Below are 20,590 nucleotides of genomic sequence, written 5' to 3' on the forward strand. Positions count from 1 at the left end.
TTTATAGGTTTTTTGCAAAGAATGTTGCTTATAAAGATCGATGGTAAAGGCAGAAACCCTGACAGCGGAATGGTTAAAGGATGAGCCAGATTACAACCTTTCAGTTGTAATCAATCTGGAGTGATCATTTTTAATTTCCTCACTCATCGGAGGAAGGTTGCTGGCTAATGACAGGATAAAAAGAGAAAAGAAAGTGGAATCCCAGATAATCAGGAATTCCACTTTCTGTTGATTGCTAGTCATGACTGTTAAATTTATATTCAAATTCAGGTGCTGTTTGTGCAAAATAACCGCTTCTTACTTGTCCAGCCCAGTTATGGAGTGCTTCCTTCCATTGTACACTATTAAAAAATTGATCAACTGTTACTGTAGAAGAGAACCATACCACTGGGGTGAATGGTGCAAGTTGTCCAGTCCATATTCCACCTGCTCGATCCTGCATCGTCCTCTCGATAACAAGAAGTAAAGGAAGGCCGCGTTGATAGGCCATGGAAGGTTCAATTTGCAAGAGCGGTGAATAAGGTTCACCTTTGTCCGTAGGTCCAGTTGGCACCAAGAGAGCAGCTGCTAGTCCATAACTTGAATTAACCAGGGTACGAATATTTTCTAATGTTGTATCGGGGTATTGTTCTGTATTAGGTAAAGTTCTGGGGAAAAGGAGAACCTTTTTAATTTCTTTAAACATCCGAATAATAAATTCCTGCTGCCTCGTAAAAGGCGGATTCGGATCACCGAGACTAAAAAGGTTTTGATGGCTAAAGAAGACGGGAATTCTAAACAAGGCAGTCGCTGCATCATTTAAATCTTGAATATCCCTATAACACTGTTCCATTTCTTCCTTACTTAAAGTTAGATTGGATTGTTGTTTTTGATTCGATTCGTCCTTACGTTTCTTATCCGACATGTTTCATCACCTCCTTAATAAAGGATATTCCAGGAAAAAAGGAGTGATTGGACGAGTATATCTAATGTGAATTTTATAAAAATCCAACACCAGCAGCAGCCCCATATGTTGTCATATACATGCATGACATGTCGAGTGTATCCAAAAGAAGGCAACCAACGTTGTGGTCGTCCTTTTTTAAGGTTCGAACACTTCCATTTGACTAGCTATAGCTACAAGCGCTACAACTTAAGGTGCAGAGGTCCCATTTTTTCGTAATGGAGGATGAAGATAGCACGGTTTAATAAGGGGATCATTTTTATTTTAACTGTAAAAAGGTTGAAATAGTGAAAGGTCAGTTTCCTCTGCAAATAACAGCTTTGCGGAGGGACTGACCTTATTTTTAGTCATTCAACCCAAGTCTATTTCAAAGAAAATCAATCATGTAACAGTCAAGTGATCATATTATTTTAACGTTAAAAGAGTGGGCATCCAGGAATATACGCCAAAATGAATGAATAAATAGATACGAATATTCAAAGACATCTGGCTGCTACTTATCAAGCAAATTAAGTAGTTTCTGATTGAGCTCCAGGTGGATCATAAATATAAATACCCCATTTAGCTAGTTTTTTTACATTATATATAGTACATTATTGTTTTGTTTTAAAAAAACGAATGTTCTATATATCTATAAGAAAGTGAGGTTGGGATCTTTATGCATGCTTTGCACCTCCCTCTTCAAGAACCAGTTCTCATATTTGGTTTTGCTGTATTAATTTTTTTGTTATTCCCTATATTGATGGGGAAATTAAGAGTACCTGCAATTATTGGTCCCATTATAGCGGGAATTATCGTCGGACCTAACGGGCTCGAAATATTAGCACGAGATTCGACAATTGAATTGCTGGGAACAGTCGGATTATTGTTTATCATGTTTATAGCAGGACTTGAATTGGACCTGGACGGTTTCAAAAAATACCGAAACCGAAGCATCTTATTTGGCATCCTATCGTTTTTAATCCCATTAGTCCTTGGAATCATCGTCGGACTATGGCTTGATCTCAGTATGATGTCAGCCATTTTATTTGGTGCCATTTTCTCTACCCATACACTTTTAGGGTACCCTGCCATTAGCCGGCTTGGCGTTTCAAAAAACAAGGCTGTCACAACAGCCGTTGGCGGGACATTACTAACAGATAGTTTGGCATTGCTTGTTCTTGCTGTCATCATAGGGGCGTCAGAAGGCGATTTAACGATTGGATTTTTTGGATCCTTGTTTCTTGCAACAGCACTCTTTGCTGTAGCTGTTCTAATTTTAACCCCCTATTTAACAAAGTGGTTCTTTAAACGCTCGAATAATGAAGGAACGATTGAATTTAACTTTGTTCTGGCGATTTTGTTCGTTGCAGGGGCAATTTCGTTATTTGTAGGACTGGAACCCATTATTGGGGCATTCTTAGCAGGTTTAGCCTTAAACCGGTACATTTATGACCACGGGCCCTTAATGAACCGAATTCGATTTACGGCAAATGCATTATTTATTCCGTTTTTCTTGTTATCTGTTGGGATGTTAATGGATCTTCGTGTACTTATCTCTAACCCTGATGCATTATTAACCATCCTTTTAATCACCATTGTAGCAGTTGGCAGTAAACTACTTGCTAGTTGGATTACCGGTAAAGTATATGGATATTCCAAGGCGGAAAACTTGGTGATCTTTGGTCTGTCCACTACACATGCTGCAGCCACTTTAGCCATAACAATGGTTGGGTATCAATTTGGCTTATTTGACCAGCAAATCATCAATGCTGTCATTATAATTATTTTAGTTACCTGTATTCTGGGGCCATATTTCTCTGAAAAATATGGGAGAAAACTGGCCGTAGCACAGGAAAAAGTGGTCTTAGACGATGCACTTCCTGAACGGATCTTAATCCCGATGGGGAACCCAAACACAATGGAATCTCTGCTCGATTTAGGTTTTGTGTTAAGAAATGCGAAAAAGACTGTTGAACCGCTTTATCCATTAACCATCGTTCAAAAGGATTTAAAACAGGCAAACAATGAAGTGGCACAAGCTGAAAGAATGCTCGGACGCTCCCTTATGTATGCATCAGGAGCAGAAGTTCCTGTTAAGCTTTTAACGCGGGTGGATCATAATATTGGTTGGGGAATCGAACGTGCGGCTATTGAAGAACGAATTACAACAATCATCGCGGGGTGGGATGGTGCAGATGTTGAGAACCAAAAGATCTTCGGGAAAGTGATTGATAATTTCCTTGAACATACCTATCAACGCGCACTCATAGCCACAATCAACCAGCCATTGAACACAATGGAACGGGTGATTCTCATTCTGCCAAATAATATCGTGCATAAACCTGGTTTTGAAGACGCCATTTCAATCGTTAAGAATATTGCTTCACAACTCAGTGCAACCATTAAATGTCTTGTCATTCGAGATGAGCTAGAAGCTTATAAGCTAGTTTCCGAACATGTACATCCGAATATTGAAGTCGAGTTCCAATCCATTGATGGCTGGAATTCCCTTTATGAAAATGATTTAAATGATGTGAAATCTACCGATCTTGTGATCTTAGTAAGTGCGAGACGAGGGACTGTGGCATGGCATCCAAATTTAGAAGTGATACCGAAAAAACTAACTTCCATGAATCTAGAAAACTTCATCGTGTTCTACCCAACAGAGATGAAAGAAACAGACATTCGCGGCTCACGTGGAACGGAAGTCCCGAAAGAATTACTTTTTAAAAGAGATTATGATTAATGATCATAGGTGGGGGAGTCCAGGAACTGACTCCGTTTTATGAAAACTCAAGGTGTGGAGTCGATCCTAGTTAAAGGCTGTCCCAATATATATAAAACTTTTAAACGATCGTTCGTCTCTTACATGTTAAGAGAAATGAAGATCGTTTTTTTTATTTTACTCAAGGTGTAGGACAGTCCCTAGGCTCCTGAAAAATTCACTGATTTAAGGGCTAACCACGATTATAGGCAGAAGAATGGGCTAAGACACATTTCTGACAAGATGTTTTTAACAATTTGTGAATTAATGAACATAATCAACATTTCTATAGTGGAAACTGATATATTATGAGTGTAATCATTAAATAAAACTTTTTTCGAAAGGAAGCGCTCATTATGTTCGCAAATATTTTAAGAGAAAACAAAATTGTAGCAGGGATTCTAGCAGTTATTCGAATCTGGCTTGGATATAACTGGATGACAGCAGGTTGGGGGAAATTGACAAGTGGAGGCTTTGATGCATCTGGATTCATTAAAGGAGCGATTGCGAATCCGATAACAGGTCCAGATGGTGCTCCTGTATATGGCTGGTATGTAACCTTCTTAGAAAGCTTTGCATTGCCAAACATTGACTTGTTCAACTTTATTGTCCCACTTGGTGAGTTTTTAATTGGACTAGGTCTAATTCTTGGCTGTTTAACGACTGCAGCGATGTTCTTCGGGCTAGTGATGAACTTTAGCTTTGTGTTAGCTGGAACTGTATCTCATAACCCAACTGATATCTTGCTTGGATTTATCATCCTGTTTGCAGGTTACAACGCAGCCCATTATGGTTTAGACCGCTGGGTGGTTCCATTCCTTCGGAAAACATTCAACAAAAAAGTGGACGTTCACGTAAAAACAACAGCCTAACTATTAAAAGCCATATCCCAAACAGATTTTGTGTATGGGGTATGGTTTTTTTCCTTATTACGCATTAACTGGTAGTGTAGTAAGCCCACCATTGAATGACGTTTACTTTATTTTCTAGGGAGACTGACACTATTTTTTCAATACATAACGACTGCCAGTCTCAACCATTCAGTGATTTAATGAAGCACAGTGGTGAATAACCGGTGCGTATATTGCTTTAGTGGAACATTTATGTGGAAAAAGATTATTCGGCCAATTTTATAAAATCCCAAACCTTCAGCTTTTAAAAAATGACAGCGATAATGAACCATCCGATCATTAATAATTGAATAAGTACTTTCGCCACACTACCTCCTAAAAATCCGATAATCGTAGCAAATCCAATTTTAAAAGCCTTCTTAGTGTCTTTATGATGGATCAATTCTGTAACAAGCACCGCTAAAAACGGAACGAGAAGAATCCCAAAAGGAGGGAAAATAAAAGAACCGACAATCGTAGCAACTCCTGCTATATTCTCTGATGTTTTTGAACCACCGTATTTTTTCACAAAATAACTGTTTGCAATGAAGTCTGCCGCGATTAAAACAACACTAAGGATTCCCATACTGAGCCAGAACCAGATTGATAACTCATTAGGGTTAATGAGAAATTGATAGACAACAAATCCTCCCCATATCGCCAACACCGACGGAATAATCGGATAGACAATCCCTACAAAACTTAAAACGAACAAGAGGATTGTTAATCCCCACCATACGAATTCCAATGTTAAAACCTACTTTCTTTTTGATTTTTTAAGGCTCTTTTCTCAAACTTTGTTGTTTTTAGAGATAAAATGAAAAAAATCAGTCGTGTTTTCGCTTGAAAGTAACTTTAAATCAGAAGAAAAGAGCCAGCAAACTTTGTATGAACGAACAAAATTGCTTATTTTGCGTTAAAATCGGCTTTAGGATTTTAACAACAATCTTTACGAAAAGAGCCTTTTTTAAAATCACTTAAGCCGACACGTTTGATCTGCATACAATTAGTACCATTGTGCTTGAGAAAATCAACTCTCTTTTTTCAAAAACGTTGGAAGAAACGTATAGGTATTCCTCATAAACTCTTCCAAAGAAAAAGGGGAATGGGCACGTTGATTGTATCTTTTGCGAAGCGTTTCTATTAATAAGAGTGGAACGGGTTTTCCCTTAATTAAATGATAATAGTGGTCATATCCCTTTTTTAAATGCTCCCATCTTTTATCATTCCCAGGCTTCACATATTCGGAGACATCAATGATTTTTGCTCTGCCATTTTGGAGGATGACATTTTTTAAATGGATGTCACGAGGATTTAACCCCTTTTGACGTACATAATCCCGAGCGTGGTCGACATCTTCCACTACCTGTTTTGGAATAGGGATCCCTTGAAGTAAACAATCATATAAAGTGATTCCTTCTTCAAAGTTTAGAACTAGGTAAGTATCTTTGGAACCAAAACAGGTTGAGAAATAGGGGGAGTTTCCTAGTGCTTCATAAACATCTCGCTCAATTTGAACTTTGTGTTTTTTATCGTCCGCATACATTTTAAAGACATAAGCTGGGATATCAGTGGATTGAAAAACAGCTGCGTCCGTCCCGATCCCAATACATTTTAACCGTTCAGATGACCCATGGATTGTTACAGGTTCGTTGTTTGGATTGGAAGTAATTGAAATTTTTGATAGGTGTTTATCAGCCAAAATCCACTCCTCTTCCATTCACCACATCTCCTTTAAAATTTATTTTTTTGTTGATAGAGTTCAGCTACAATTTTCGGTGCTTTTTAGAATCAGTCATCAAGATACCTTTGCTTCTTTGGGGGTGTTTTTGGTAGATTGAAATTTATTTTCCTTATTTAAATAGATCATTTCTAGTAAACAAATGCATAGAACTAGCCAAACACTTCCAGCCATGTAGCCTGCCAGTACATCAGAAGGATAATGTACCCCAAGATAGATCCGACTGATTCCAATCAATAAAATCATGAAACCAAATAAAAGGCCACAGCCTAACTTTGTAAGAGGTTTGTACTGACTACGTATCACCAAATAGCCTAAAAAACCGTAATACGTCATACTCCCCATGGAATGCCCACTTGGAAAACTAAACCCATCCGCCTCGATGATTCGATTGATGGTAGGACGTTCTCTCTCAAAATAGCTTTTTAACCAAAGGTTTAATAGCCCCCCTCCAGCTACAGTAAGAAAGTAAAAGAACATCCCCCAAACATTTTTGCGTTTTACAAAAAGCCAAATCATACTGATCAATAGGAGAAGGCCAAGCATAAAGGTCGATCCCATTTCCGTCATAAAAATCATGAACAGATCCATTTCTGGTGAAGCATACGATCGGACCGCATCAATCACCGTCTGATCAAAGAGGAATGGCCGTTTTTCTATTAAATCGCTTGATAAAATCATAAATATGTACAAACAAGCACCAGAGAAAAACAAACCCGTCATTCCCCAAAAAGCAAGAAGAGGGGGAATCGACCGACCCTCTGTCCATTTTCGAATCAATGTACATCACTCCTCCTAAACAAAATGGAATCTATAAAGCTGGTTCATCTAACAACAATTGAACTCTCTGAAAAGAAAAAGACCTTTACAACAGTATGTAAAGGTCTTTAAAAATAAAAAGAGACCTTACCAATTATACTGGTAAAGGTCTCGCTAGCAATCAACATCGCCAACAAAGCCGAGGACTCTCATCCCGTAATGACGACTTTGTTATTAAAGCTACTCCCCTTTAGAGGATCATATAGGTTTTTATAATAACAATATTGTAATTTTAAAGCTTTTAAAAGTCAATAAATTCACTTAACAATGAAGTCTTTACATCCATTTTTGAAGATAAAGACCCTGTTTATGTAGGTAATTATGAGTAGACCAACTACTCCGATTTTAACGTAATTAAAATTGTAGATTGTCCCCTTACTGGGGGGCTAGTTTTATACATATTCACCTCCTGCAAAGAGTATTCGGGTCGGTGGGAAAAATCTTTTGGAATGGTGAAGATTTTTCCCAAGGGATCAGCTAATCGCCTAATTGGAAAGACAATCTTTGTACTCGGTCATGATGCTGTGAATGATCGTTTCGACGGGAAGAATTTCGTTGATTTCATGAACCCGAGCCCCTGCAAAAACGAGCCCATTCTCACAATCCCCATCCATTGTGGTGATTAAAGAATCCATTGTACAGAAGCGGTAAGAGCAATCTTTCAGGCAATCGATGCACTTCTTGATTTTTACCTTTTTATCATCCGCAATTAAATCAGTGAAGTGGTTTCTTATTGCCCGACCTTCCAACCCCACCGTTGTTTTGACCATTACGGTATCTTCTTTCTTTGCATGCACATATTTTTCTTTAAATGCTAAAGGGGCATCACATTCGTTGCTGGCGACAAATCTTGTTCCCATCTGAACTCCCGAAGCTCCCAATCGGATGGCACGAGCGAGATCCTCGCCAGTCATGATTCCCCCAGCAGCAATGACAGGAATTTTAACGGATGCCACGACTTCTGGCAAAATATCGAACAAGGGCCGATCGGTGCCAAGGTGGCCACCTGCTTCATGGCCTTCTACCACAACGGCAGAAGCACCAAGACGTTCTGATATTTTTGCAAGCCTTGCGGAAGAAACAATGGAGATTACCGGAATGCCAGATTCTCTGCCCCAGCTGTACATATCCCTTGAGATACCAGCACCTGAAATAATAAAATCAACTTTTTCCTCGATCGCTACTTTCATTTTTTCAGCAAAATCATTCATTGCAAACAGGACATTGACGCCAATATAGCCACCATCCTGAAGGGATTCCTTCGCCTTCCTGATGTGATAACGCAATTCATCAAAACTAATACCGGTTCCTGAAATAATTCCAATTCCCCCGGCATTTGCAACAGCAGAAGCGAGTCCGCTTAAAGAAATGCCTACTCCCATTCCTCCTTGCATAATTGGAAAGTTAGGCGTCATATGGCCAATTTTTAATTGTGGAAAGTTCAAGTGAATACCCCATTTCATTAATAATGTTCTTCCTCCACCATATTGTAATCACTGGACATCACATGAATAGTTACAAATATAATACCTAGTCCTAAAATCAGATGATAATGATGTAGATGTCACAAAATGTACAAAATGTGCGGGGCACCACCCGGTTCCAACCAAAAGCCTAAGGAATGACAAATCCTTTTTATTCAGGTGACTGTTAGGGATGATTTTCCATCTATTTTCCATGCTCTAGAACATTAATCATTTAGGTGAATATCTTGGGTATGGGAGGTGTTGCAAATGAGAGACTCGATCAAGCGAATAGCTCAACAGTTTATTGCTTCCCACTATCCTGAATCAGATAGTGTCTGGGTAGGTGGAAGTGCTGTTTCTGGAAATTTGACAACCGAATCTGATATTGACTTAGTGATCATTGATGAAACAGAAACACCAAGACTTGAATGTTTTCACTTTCTTGGGTGGAAAATTGAAGCATTTATTTTTACGGCCTTATCTCTAGAGTTTGAATTTCAAACAGCTCGATATGTAGGGATGCCCACCATCATTAAAATGTGTGCCGAAGGTCTACTTATAAAAGATAAACATGGGAATGGAGAAGAAGTCCAAAGAGAGGCAAAAAAACTTTATGAACAAGGTCCACAACTTTGGGATGAGGACAGAATAAATGAAGCTAGGTATCAAATTACAGACTATCTGTCGGACTTTAGAAGTTCAGAAGACTTTGAAGAAAGTTTATTTATTTTAAATAAGTTAATCAATACGTTAACCGAACTGATTTTAAGGGCAAATGGACATTGGGTCGGTGAAGGAAAGTGGAAGGTTAGAAGTCTTAAATCATATGATAAAGAGATGTGTGACAAACTGTTTAAATATACGAAAACATACATGAATACAAATGATAAAACGGAACTAATTTCATTCATTCAAAATACACTTGAGAATTATAGTGGAGAATTGTTTGTTGGTTATAAGAAGTTCTTTTTGTAGATACAAAATTTCTTATATTTAAAGCAATAGTAATGGAAATGAGCTTTTTATAGTTTCAAATATTTAATTTGCCTAATCGAAACGTATTTTTTATTTATTATACAAACAACAACATACACATTGAAAATGAAAGAAGCTTCTTTAAAAGTGAACGATTCCTTTTGCTACTCTGGATCGTAACCTACCTTTCGACGGTTACCCGAAGTTTATCTAGTTGAATTTTCTTTTGTTACGATTACCTTAGCATCATTCATTACGATCTATTTTCCTAGATTTTTAGATTTCTCCATATTTGTCCATTTCGCCGAGCACCTTTGTGGCATAACCTTTAGTAACACTTAATAAAGGAGGAATTTTTTTATGCCATTCTTCATAGGTGGTTTCGGTGGTGGTCCTCGTTTCCGTTTCCGTCGAGGTCCCGTTTTTCGCCCTCGCTATCGTTTTCGTCGTGGTCCTGGTTTTCGTTTTCGCCGTGGTCGGTTCTTCTATTAATGGTGGTCAGTTTTTCTTTTGATTGATATCTGTGAGAGGTTTTACTACTAATGGTGGTGTTTATATACTCTTTCATAAATTATAACTAGAAAAGCTATATGAAGGTTAGAAACGCTAAAGCTTCGATGGCGAACAGTGGCTGTCACTGTTCGCCTACTTGTTTAGGTAAAAAGAACAAGATAAGAACCCGAAAAAAGCTCATTTATAAGATTTTCGTAGGATTTTTCAAGTGGGGTATTTTGGTAAAATTTACATATTGGTTGAGAATAATAGAAGGGTATGAAGTCTTGTGGAATTAAAGATTGCCGAGGAGTTGGAACGGAAGGCAAAACGGCAAAAAGTATTGGTTCAGATTAATATACTAGAAGGTTATCGGTCCAATGTTCGACAGGCGATTCAACGTTTAGAAAAGGGAAAAAATATGTATCGCCAAGGGCACGCGAACTATACCCCTTCATGGCAAGGGGAATCCAGAAACGCTTATGAACAGATGGCGGCAGAATTGAACCAAACGGGGAATAAAGCTTATAATACTGGTGAAGAGCTCATTTCCGCGATTAATCGTGAACTGAACAAGCTTCGCGACCAAGCGGAGGCGTTAAGATGAGCCAAATTAAGGTGAAATTTGATGAACTAGAGGCGTTTGCGAAACAGATTGGAAGAGCAGAGCAGCAATGTGATGGGGCTTTAAATGCACTTAATTGGCATTTTAGTTCGCTATTAGCCAATTTTCCGGGAGTCGTACCCGGGAATATTGAGAATCTCGAAGCGGATTTTAAATATCAAATTAAGAAATATAAAAGCCAGCTGAATAACGCTCAAAGTCTAGTGAAACTGACAGTCGAGAAATCGAGAGAAGCCGAGAAGAAAATCTCTGGTGAGACAGACAAGAATGGAAACATCTTCTTGGAGCTGATTGGCTGGTATGATGTCCAACGTCTATTTGGTGATAAAGACCCTGTGACAGGAGAAAAACTCACAGCCGGGGATCGAACATTAGCTGGAGTGATGCTAGCGTTATTCATTTTTCCACCTGCAAAGGCAGTCGGGATTGGTGGAAAAGTTGTCGTAAAAGGTGGACAAGCAGCAATTCGTGCAGCTTCGAAATCAGGATTAGCTTCACTGGCCAAAAACCCTGCCACTTTCCGCTCCATCAAAAATGTTATAAATCCAGATAAAGTCCGGACAGCATTGAACAGTGTCTACAACCAAGTCGTCCTTGGACCGCTTTCAGCGACCAAACTTTGGTTCGACAATGTTGTTAAGAAGTTGGGAAATCTTCCTGTTCCAGCTAATTTGCAGGTGCAATTGGCGGGTGCTGGAACTTACCGAAAGACATTGAGAGAGGCTTTTGATGAGGCCAAGGCCACGATTGTACAGATGGCTGGGCGTGGGAAGAGTGATGGTGGAGTAGGAGTTGTTGGGAAGGGTACGGGTAAATATAATACTGGTACAATGAAACATATATATCATGGGGAAATTAATAAACGTGGGAAAGCAGTTGGATATCATCATGAAAGTATGATGGGTGGTAAGATTATTCCAGGGACTGAGAGCGTGGCTGATAAAAAAGGGGTTTATAGAGCCAAAGTTGAAATTGATGGGGTTGAAAAAGTAGCCAAATCTAGTTTCTTTCCAAAGGAATGGAATCGTGTTGATGTGTTAAAAGCTGTTGATGAAGCCTATCAAAATAAAAAACAGATAGGTTCTAATAAGTATATAGGTGAGACTTCTTCAGGAATAAAAATAGAAATGTACATAAATAGGGATGGTTCCATAGCTACAGCCTATCCGTTATATAATAAATAGCAAAGAAGGTGATTAATAATATGAGATATTCATATGAATTTAAGAAAGATTCATTTGGTATTACAAGAATAGTGCTACCGGAGAAAATAAGTATTTTCTCGGATTTTATCGAAGATATTTCAACAGAAGATGAGGTAGATGAGTATATAGGATACGTTAAGAAAGTTTTAGAAGGAATACATGAAGACTTTGAAATTACACTGAATGCTACGAGTGTAAATATCAAGAAACATGTGACAATAGCTGAACATCATTATCGGATTGAAGAACCTTTTGAAAATACAATAGAAACTGAAGAATTTTTAGATTTGATGTTCATATGGAGAGAGAAGATTATCGAAGAGAATAAAGATTGAATGGAAAAGGATTGGGAAAATTCTTGGGTAGATTTATTTTGAATATATCAAATTTTATATATCTAATTTAGAAATATAAAAGCCAGCTGAATAATGCTCAAATTCTAGTGAAACTGACTGTCGAGAAATCGATTGTCTGACAAAGATTAATTAAGTACAAATTAATTATTTATGTGGCTAAAATATCTGTTAGTGCATAAACATGAATAATAAGTTTATTTGTTTTAAACTCTCAGATGCTTAATGAGCTTATATTTCATTCCTGACAAGGCTGTTATGGAGAACGTATTTTTTAGCAGCTAAGCTTTAAGTTTATCTTGCATTGCTTTATTTAATTAAAAATACTGAGTCCTTGATTGGCAATAGCCTTTCAAGGTTTTTTATTATGTTTGGTTGAGGGCAATCCCCCTGCTCTACTAGAGTATTCACGTCGTTTTGGACTGCTATAGTATATTAGGGGATTACTGGAACTAATTAAATGATATGATGTCCAGCGTCTGTAGGTGGTAAAGACCTCGTGAGAAAGCAAAACTCTCAGTTGGGGATCGGACCCTTGCTGTGGTGATGCTAGCGTTATCCTTTTCCCACCCACAAAAGTAGTGGTAAAGGGTGGATAAGCAGAATTTAAAGGAGCTTCGAAAACAGGCTTTGCTTCACTCGCCACTTTCCGCTCTATCAAAAATGTAGTCAGTCCAGATAAAATTCGTACAGCATTGAAAACTGTTTATAACAAAGTCATCTTAGGACCGCTTTCAGCAACAAAGGTTTGGTTCGACAATGTCGTTAAGAAGTTGGGAGATCTACCAATTCCAGCTAATTTGCAGGTGCAATTGGCAGGAGTTGGGGCTTATCGAAAGACAGTAAGAGAGGCTTTTGATGAGGCCAAGGCCACGATTGTGCAGATGGCTTGACGTGGGAAGAGTGATGGTGGAGTAGGAGTTGTTGGGAAGGGTGTAGAAATGTTAAATCAGGAGATAAAAGTTCACTTGCTCCTGGTGGTGGATTAGCTGCACATTAGGCGAAGGGTGGACATTTAATATCAAGACATGTTGGAAAAACTGACGAAGAATTAATAGAAAGATTGCATAGTAATCCTTAAATTACTGGATCTTCAACATTTAAAGATAGAATGACAGCTGAGAAAGTAGCAAATACAGTTTTAAGCAAGCCAAAGAATATCGAGAAAATAGAAAAATGGATTTCTGATCCTAATAGTAGACCCACATTACCATTAAGATATAAGGGTGACGGAGAGATACTTGGCAGAGGTGTGTCAAGACACTCAGAGGAATTAGAAAATTATACGAACGCTAAAATTGTACTTAAAAAGGATAGTAATGGGGGATTTATTCTTACAGGGTATCCAGTCAAATAGAAGAGAGGAAATACTATGAGTGAAAATTATGATTTTATTGAAGAGTTAGAGGATTTTTTGGGAGGTACGTTTCATCAAGATATTAGTTCTCCCGAACGAGCATTAGATGATTTTATAAATGAAGCTAGTAAAGAATGTCTGCTGTTTACTGTAAAGTATTGTGAAGAGTTTTTAGATAGTGATCTAACAAATCAGGAAAAGGAAAATATTATTCAAAGTAATGCAGAAATCTATTTTCCGGCAATTGAATTAACTCCTCTACAATGGATAAACAAATTAGTTGAGGAAATAAAGGAAGCTGTAAAAACAAAATAGATTCAATCGAGAGCCTTGAGTTGCTAAAAGCATTTCAAGGTCTCTTTTTGTACTGGTATCTAGTGACAGATAAGCTGTGTGATTTACCGATTCCATCTAATTTGCAAGGTGTAAATTGGCAGGTTGGTTGTGACTTATCGGAGGTTGTTGATGAGGTATCTGTCAAAAACTGTTCCCTTTATTCATGGAGTTACACCAGTCTAAAATCTTACACCGATTTCAATATTAAAATGTAAATGCCCTCAGCAAACTATTCTTTTCACTTTGCCACTACAGTCATAACTACAGTATGTTCACAAATATAAAAACCGGGAGAATTGGCAAGCACTTAGCATTACGAACGTAAGTGAAATGCAAGCATATCTCTCCATTGATCATTTCCATAATGGATGATGAACTAGTAAAGCGATTTGAAGTGTAATGTATTCCATTGAACTTGCAAAACTAACCGCAAAAAAGGCGAACGATGCCTAGTCACTGTACGCTATACATGAAGGTTTTATTAAAGGAGTGAGAACTTTGAAACTATATTTTTTAGAAGAATGTTTAGGAGAAATAGAAAATATTAGTGTCGAAGGAATGTGGATGAATGGGGAAATAGTCCCTAATAAGAACATGGAGAAATTCAACGACTTTTTTGCAGGGATTGTTGATGAGGAAAGTGACTTTGAAGAAGTGAATTTTAGTGCAGAATGGTTGGATGATCGTAATTGGTTTGCAATTGATGATAAAAATAGTAAAAAGGGGATATACATACCTGCAGTTTATCCTGATAGAGAAATTAGTTGGAGATGGAGATTTAAATTATATACGGTTGATTCTTAGTAGACCTTGATAGCAATAGCCTTCAGGGTTTCTTTTGGTGTAAGATAAATGATATGCCTTCTACCTCTATGGAAGTTAAGGTGGATTAAAGATTATATAGGGTCAGTCCCCCGACGAAATAACCATTACTTCGTCGGGGGACTGACCTTGTTTTTTTATATATTTTGGGTGCTGTTAAAATTCCTATAACTTTCACAACCTTATCACTCCTAGTACTCTTTTATTTGGTATTTTGATACTGAATGAGAGGAATTTTTAATCGTTCAACTTTTAGCTGTACAGATTCTTCAAATGAAAATAAGAAGGGAGTGGGTTGTTATGCAAACAGAAGCTAAAAAAGAAAACAAAATTAAAGGTAAGAAGCTTTGGCTGAAAGTAGTTGGTGTGCTGTTTGCTTTATTCATCGTTTATAGTATTGGAGAGAGTGCGGCAAAAGTTGAATTAGAGGAAGAAAAAGTATCGTATGATCAATTAGTAGAAAAAATTGAAGACAAGGAAAAAGAAATGGAAGAAAAGGAAAATGAAGTGGAAAAAATTGAATTAGATATAGGGAGTATTCAAAATGAATACGATAAAAACAAAGCTAAATTGGAAGAAGCGATGAAAGTTGTTGCTGAAAAAGATTCAGTGCAGAAGGAAATTGATAAGCTGACCCTTGATATTAGCCAAAAACAAGAAAAAACCAAAAAACTTGATACTGAAATAAAAGATAAGAAAGATGAATTAGCAAGCATCCAGGGAACGATTAAAGAAAAGAAAGATGCTCCTATTACTCTTCCAGCAGGGTTTTTTACTGTCGGGAAAGATCTTCCAGCTGGTAGATACAAAGCTGTTCCTAATGGTGGAGGTGGGAACTTTTTCGTGAATAGTGGAATGAAAGTTAACATCATGCTGGGAAATGGTGAATTTTATGAAGACGAATATGTCTTTTATGCAGATGAGGGAGATGAAATTGAATTGACTTTATCTGCTAAGTTTATACCTGTGGAATAATAGGGAAAAACGGTGCAAAAAACTTAATAAGTGTTTTAATTGCTGAATTTTATTGTATTAAGTAAAATTTTTCCGTTTTCCGTGGTATTATATGGATGCAGTCAAAAAGACCCATTTGGTGTTGTTAGGAGGCAAAACATGGCGTTATTTGGATCTAAGTCACCTGAGAAAATAGTTTCTAATACAGAGTTTTCATGGAAAGCGAATAAAATTAAGATAGAAAATGGTTATCTAACTAGTGAGGGCTTGATTAATATTGTGCGTATTCCTATTCGAGATATCGAAACGGTTACATACACTATAGAAGGGGTAAAAGAGGCATTGACACCGGAACTTAATATTATTGGTAAAGGTGTACTCTTAGGAAAGCTAAAAGTAGGTATAGATTTAAAGGATGAAATACAGGACTGGATTCTTGAAAGAATATAAAAGTTAATGGGGCTCACCTTATTAGGGGGGCCTTTATTGTTTGAAGAAAGATTAGAAGGGGAATCGAATTCCTCAGTATAATCGATTAACAGAACGATAGATTAGACTGAAGTAATCGTAATATTTAGTCTATTATGGATTTTTTAGAACGAAAAGGATTTAAAAGGTATAGTGACCAAATTAAAGAGGCGCTTAATGGTAAGGATTTAAATGTAAATTATTAGGGGTTATAATATACAAGGATTACACAAAATATAGGACTAATTATTTATTGTAGGTGGAGAATATGAAGCAAAAGTTAGTTCAGTTAAAAGACAGGTTGAATGACTTAAGTAAGAGGAATCGATCCATTCGTATGTTAAAGTTGTATGATAAATGGGCCTTCGATATAAGTTTAATAGATAAATTGGATCAAAAAATCAATGCTAAAACCTTAGTTGAAAGAGTTGTTGACCAAAAAGGAAATGTAGTATTGGTTAAAGCAAATGTTACGAATAAAGAATCATTAGTACTGTCAGGAAAATTAACTTCTTTGTATCGCAATATTAAGGGGATTGAGGAAGAGACAGGATTGTATGATTTATATGTTGGTTACCCATTCGTATCCGGCAGTATGTTAGATGGCACATACATCCGAGCTCCATTATTTTTATATCCAGTAAAATTAGAAAGAGAAAGAGTAAATGGTACTCAGTGGAAATTATCTTTAGAAGAAGGAGAACCACAATTAAATCGAACCCTTATTTTGGCATTTAAAAAATTTAGTGGATTAGATATTGACGAAAAGATATTTGATGAAGCTGAAGAGCAGGCGAAATCAATAAACTTTTTAAAATTGATTTCTTGGCTAAAGGAATACTCATTAAATATTCTCTGGAATAATCAACCTGAGCTAGAAAAGTTTGTAGATTACAGACAGGACACGATCCCAGAATTCCAAAAGGGTCAATTTCAACTTGATAATATGGCGATCTTAGGCAATTATCCTCAAGGTAATTCTGCTTTAATAAAGGATTTTGAGGATTTAATAAATGAATCTGAAAATGGAAATGATTTAGGGATTATCGCTGAGTTATTACAAGCTGGAGAAGAATATAAAAAAACAGAATCTGATTTAGGAGATTTGAATCAAGAGGATAAAAGGACAGAGAAATCAGAGAAAGAGAACTTTTTTGTTCTTGATACAGATGCCTCACAGGAAGAGATTATTAATGAAGTAGATCATAATCGAGGTTTGGTTGTTCACGGACCTCCAGGGACCGGTAAATCACAAGTAATTGTAAATCTCATTGCCAATTCCATCGCACAAGACAAAAGAGTCCTTTTAGTGTGCCAAAAAAGGGCTGCACTTGATGTGGTATATCAACGTCTTGAGGTATTAGGGTTATCATCACATGTTGCCTTATTACATGATGAAAAAAACGATCGTAACCCACTGTATAGGAAGCTACACACTTTATTGGAAGATGATAAAAAAATACAGGATTATGAAAATGATCTTACACAACTCTCCAACAAAATCGAAGAGTATGAAGCTAAGTTAAATGCCATTGTGAAGGGACTTTATGAAGTACAAGACCATGGATATAGGGCATTCGATTTATATGGGTTAGGAAAGCCGATTTCTGAAATTGAGGTAATTCTGGAATTAAAAGAGGTTCTGAATTCACTTACAAAAGATAATCTTGATGAAGTGTTAATGAAAATATTTTCATATGGCAACCATTATAGTCGATTTGGTGGAGAGAACTATCCACTTAAGGACAGGAAGTCGTTCGCAAAACTTGAATTGAAAGACCGACTAACAATCATAGAAATTTTAAAAAACGTCATTGAAAAAGCTAAGTCGAGCATTGAATATTTAGATAAAATTGACCAGGATGACATCACCCCAGAATATACATGGCTTATAAATGATAAGTTAGAGAAAATATACGATGATTTAAATCCAGATGAAAAACGAACATTGCAAAAACTTCGATTATGGTGGTGGACTTCTTTTACGGGAAAAACAATCGTAGAAGAACTTTTGAATGGGGAAAAATTCAAAGGCATATCTTCTAAAGAATGGCCACGAGTAAGGGAAAGTTTGAAACTTTTGTTTGACTTATCCCAGGTTTCTGAAAAAATGTCCAATGAAATTAAAACATTACAACCTTATTTTTCAGATGAATTAGTTAAAAGGTTTAATGAAAGAATTTCTAAAGGAGATATTCCTTTAAAGGAATTTGAGCAGAAACACGAATATATCATTCAGGACTTTGAAGATTTACGTAATATGGATCGTGAGTACGATGAACATTTACCGTATATAAAAAAGATCATTGATATGTTAAAAGATAAAACAGCTAGTAACATCCACAAACAGTTATCCGATGAGTGGGTAGATATTGTTAAACAATCCGCTTTTATTCACTGGATTGATAATATTGAGGCAAAACATCCAGTGCTAACGAAAATTGGTACAGAAGAAATTGAAAAAGTTAGGGAAGATTTTAAAGATTTATTGTTAAAGAAAAGGGATCTTTCTGTAAAAGTACTGATCAATCGTTTAATAAAAAAATTAAATCATGTTAAACAGACAAACAATAAAGCAATGAAGGAATTAAAGCATCAGGTTGGGAAAAAAAGAATGGTTTGGCCAGTAAGAAAGCTAGTTCGAGAGTTCGCTTTAAATGGACTTCTCGATGTGATGCCAATCTGGTTAACCTCTCCGGAAACTGTTTCAGCCATTTATCCTTTGAAAAAAGAACTATTTGACATCGTTATTTTTGACGAGGCATCTCAATGTACGGTAGAGAACGGACTTCCAGCTGCTTATCGAGGGGCAAAAATTGTTGTTGCCGGTGATGAAAAACAATTACCACCTTCTAACTTATTCAAAGGTGCAATCCAAGAAGATGAAGATGATCTAGAGATTGATGATTTTACTGAATCGGAAAGCCTGTTGAACTTGGCCAAACGAACTTTACCTGAAAAAATGTTGCAATGGCATTATAGATCCAAATCTGAGGAGTTAATTAACTTTTCCAACCATGCCTATTACAATGGATCTATCCAAATCGCGCCCAATGTTGAACCGCTACGAACTCCAGCAGCGATTCAATGGCATAAAGTCGATGGACTTTGGGTGAATCAATGTAATGAAGTTGAAGCAAAAGCAGTAGTTGAGTTACTCAAAAAGTTACTATTTCAGAATCCAAACAAGACAGTGGGAATCATTACCTTTAATGCTAAGCAACAAGATAAAATTCAAGATATTATAGATGCTGAAGTAGAAGCTGATCAAGAGTTTGGAGTACTCTATCAGCAAATTATGAGTAGGGACTTGGATGAGAGAGTATTTGTAAAGAATATTGAAAATGTCCAAGGGGACGAAAGAGATATCATTATATTTTCTATTGCATATGCCAAAAATAAAGAAGGAAGAGTTTATAATCGGTTCGGTCCTCTCGGTCAACAGGGCGGGGAAAATCGTTTAAATGTTGCCGTTACTAGATCAAAAGAGGAAATTCATATAGTTACAAGTATCGAGCCAAATGAACTTAGTGTTGATTCAACTAAAAATGATGGTCCGAAATTCTTAAAGAGTTACCTGGAGTATTCAAAAGCTGTTTCACAAGTGAAAAAGGACGAAATCGAAGCGGTTCTATCTAAACTAAATCAGAATCAAAATACAAAAAAACAAGATGGCCCATTGCAATTTGATTCTCCTTTTGAAGAACAAGTATACAATGCCTTAACAAACCTAGGTTATAAGGTTGATACACAAGTTGGCATGTCAGGCTATCGAATCGATCAAGCAATTGTCCACCCTAATCATCCCGAGAAATATATTCTGGGAATTGAATGTGATGGCGCTATGTACCATAGTTCACCTTCAGCAAAGGAACGGGACGTTTATAGACAGCGTTTCTTAGAAACAAAGGGTTGGAAAATCACTCGGATTTGGAGCCGTAATTGGTGGAAGAATTCAAGTGCAGAAATTGAAAAGATTGATCAATTGGTAAAAAAATTGATGAAAGAGGAAAATATTAAGGAAAAAGTAATGAGTTGATTTAAATTAGGGTCAGGTCCAGTTTGTTTGAGTATAACGGATTGGGGACTGGCCATATTTTCGAGTTTTTATTTTGTGAAACAAGTATTCGGATTGTGACAGTGCACAGTAACTTAGTTTCCCACAGGAAGAAGTTAATGAGGATGAAGCGCCAAGCTACTTAAAATTATCAAGAGTAAAGATCAGTGATTTTATTTATTTACAATCCATTTCTATTACATCAAAAGAACTGATTATTAAAGCAGTAGGATATTGGTTGATGTACAGTGAAGACAAGATGAGTTTAGGAAGCAGTCACAAATGGTTATGGAAGGGGCGCGAGGAAATATCCATCATCTCTGAAATGTATAATAATAATG

18 protein-coding genes and 1 pseudogene are annotated in these 20,590 nt (G+C 36.9%); 14 read left to right on the plus strand and 5 right to left on the minus strand.

Annotated elements, in window-relative coordinates; translation table 11 throughout:
* Positions 1 to 235: 235 nt before the first annotated feature.
* Positions 236 to 904, minus strand: a complete 669-nt coding sequence (locus tag M3182_RS16475; protein ID WP_251426054.1) for a hypothetical protein — start codon at positions 902 to 904, stop codon at positions 236 to 238.
* Positions 905 to 1,601: 697 nt separating this feature from the next.
* Here M3182_RS16475 and M3182_RS16480 point away from each other — a divergent pair.
* Entirely contained in the window at positions 1,602 to 3,671 is a 2,070-nt protein-coding gene (locus M3182_RS16480; protein WP_251559046.1) for a cation:proton antiporter, read from the plus strand.
* 374 nt (positions 3,672 to 4,045) lie between these two features.
* The gene (locus tag M3182_RS16485) at positions 4,046 to 4,561 is read left to right on the plus strand and encodes a DoxX family membrane protein (RefSeq protein ID WP_251559048.1); all 516 of its coding nucleotides are present in this window, start codon (positions 4,046 to 4,048) and stop codon (positions 4,559 to 4,561) included.
* A 283-nt stretch (positions 4,562 to 4,844) separates the two neighbouring features.
* Here the strand turns inward: M3182_RS16485 and M3182_RS16490 are convergent, their stop codons facing one another.
* From M3182_RS16490 to M3182_RS16505, 4 genes are all read right to left on the minus strand, one after another.
* Positions 4,845 to 5,327, minus strand: coding sequence for a DUF456 domain-containing protein (locus M3182_RS16490; protein ID WP_251559050.1), 483 nt, complete (start codon positions 5,325 to 5,327; stop codon positions 4,845 to 4,847).
* Positions 5,328 to 5,609: 282 nt separating this feature from the next.
* Complete coding sequence (locus tag M3182_RS16495) at positions 5,610 to 6,299, minus strand: serine/threonine protein kinase (protein WP_251559052.1); 690 nt, start codon at positions 6,297 to 6,299, stop codon at positions 5,610 to 5,612.
* A 78-nt stretch (positions 6,300 to 6,377) separates the two neighbouring features.
* Positions 6,378 to 7,100, minus strand: a complete 723-nt coding sequence (locus M3182_RS16500; RefSeq protein WP_251559054.1) for a phosphatase PAP2 family protein — start codon at positions 7,098 to 7,100, stop codon at positions 6,378 to 6,380.
* Between the two features lie 524 nt (positions 7,101 to 7,624).
* A complete protein-coding gene (locus M3182_RS16505; protein WP_251559056.1) occupies positions 7,625 to 8,602 on the minus strand; it encodes an NAD(P)H-dependent flavin oxidoreductase in 978 nt (325 codons plus the stop codon).
* 270 nt (positions 8,603 to 8,872) lie between these two features.
* On the opposite strand from M3182_RS16505, the gene M3182_RS16510 reads away from it, so the two are divergent.
* From M3182_RS16510 to M3182_RS16560, 12 genes and pseudogenes are all read left to right on the plus strand, one after another.
* Positions 8,873 to 9,580, plus strand: coding sequence for a nucleotidyltransferase domain-containing protein (locus M3182_RS16510; RefSeq protein WP_251559058.1), 708 nt, complete (start codon positions 8,873 to 8,875; stop codon positions 9,578 to 9,580).
* A gap of 360 nt (positions 9,581 to 9,940) precedes the next feature.
* Entirely contained in the window at positions 9,941 to 10,072 is a 132-nt protein-coding gene (locus M3182_RS26215) for a hypothetical protein (protein WP_285868519.1), read from the plus strand.
* 289 nt (positions 10,073 to 10,361) lie between these two features.
* Positions 10,362 to 10,679: a hypothetical protein gene (locus M3182_RS16515; RefSeq protein WP_251426064.1), complete on the plus strand. Its 318-nt coding sequence runs from the start codon at positions 10,362 to 10,364 to the stop codon at positions 10,677 to 10,679.
* Positions 10,676 to 11,881 carry an EndoU domain-containing protein gene (locus M3182_RS16520; protein WP_251559060.1) on the plus strand — a complete coding sequence of 402 codons (1,206 nt, stop codon included), beginning with the start codon at positions 10,676 to 10,678 and terminating at the stop codon, positions 11,879 to 11,881. Before M3182_RS16515 ends, M3182_RS16520 begins: the two co-directional genes overlap by 4 nt.
* A 20-nt stretch (positions 11,882 to 11,901) precedes the next feature.
* Positions 11,902 to 12,237 carry a tRNA-Val4 gene (locus M3182_RS16525; RefSeq protein ID WP_251559062.1) on the plus strand — a complete coding sequence of 112 codons (336 nt, stop codon included), beginning with the start codon at positions 11,902 to 11,904 and terminating at the stop codon, positions 12,235 to 12,237.
* Between the two features lie 713 nt (positions 12,238 to 12,950).
* On the plus strand, positions 12,951 to 13,148 hold the full coding sequence (locus M3182_RS16530; RefSeq protein ID WP_251559065.1) for a hypothetical protein: 198 nt from the start codon (positions 12,951 to 12,953) through the stop codon (positions 13,146 to 13,148).
* Between the two features lie 35 nt (positions 13,149 to 13,183).
* Positions 13,184 to 13,612 (plus strand): annotated as a pseudogene (locus tag M3182_RS26405) (RNase A-like domain-containing protein); the annotation flags it as partial.
* A gap of 15 nt (positions 13,613 to 13,627) precedes the next feature.
* Positions 13,628 to 13,927 (plus strand): contact-dependent growth inhibition system immunity protein, encoded by a 300-nt coding sequence (locus M3182_RS16540; protein ID WP_251559068.1) that lies wholly within the window; start codon positions 13,628 to 13,630, stop codon positions 13,925 to 13,927.
* A gap of 519 nt (positions 13,928 to 14,446) precedes the next feature.
* Complete coding sequence (locus M3182_RS16545; protein WP_251559070.1) at positions 14,447 to 14,752, plus strand: hypothetical protein; 306 nt, start codon at positions 14,447 to 14,449, stop codon at positions 14,750 to 14,752.
* Between the two features lie 318 nt (positions 14,753 to 15,070).
* Positions 15,071 to 15,745: a coiled-coil domain-containing protein gene (locus M3182_RS16550; protein WP_251559072.1), complete on the plus strand. Its 675-nt coding sequence runs from the start codon at positions 15,071 to 15,073 to the stop codon at positions 15,743 to 15,745.
* A gap of 138 nt (positions 15,746 to 15,883) precedes the next feature.
* Positions 15,884 to 16,174 carry a hypothetical protein gene (locus tag M3182_RS16555; RefSeq protein ID WP_251559074.1) on the plus strand — a complete coding sequence of 97 codons (291 nt, stop codon included), beginning with the start codon at positions 15,884 to 15,886 and terminating at the stop codon, positions 16,172 to 16,174.
* 286 nt (positions 16,175 to 16,460) lie between these two features.
* Complete coding sequence (locus M3182_RS16560) at positions 16,461 to 20,231, plus strand: AAA domain-containing protein (RefSeq protein WP_251559077.1); 3,771 nt, start codon at positions 16,461 to 16,463, stop codon at positions 20,229 to 20,231.
* Positions 20,232 to 20,590 lie beyond the last annotated feature (359 nt).

It is taken from the genome of Mesobacillus maritimus, from assembly GCF_023715205.1.
GTDB classification, from domain to species: Bacteria; Bacillota; Bacilli; order Bacillales; family Cytobacillaceae; genus Mesobacillus_B; species Mesobacillus_B maritimus_C.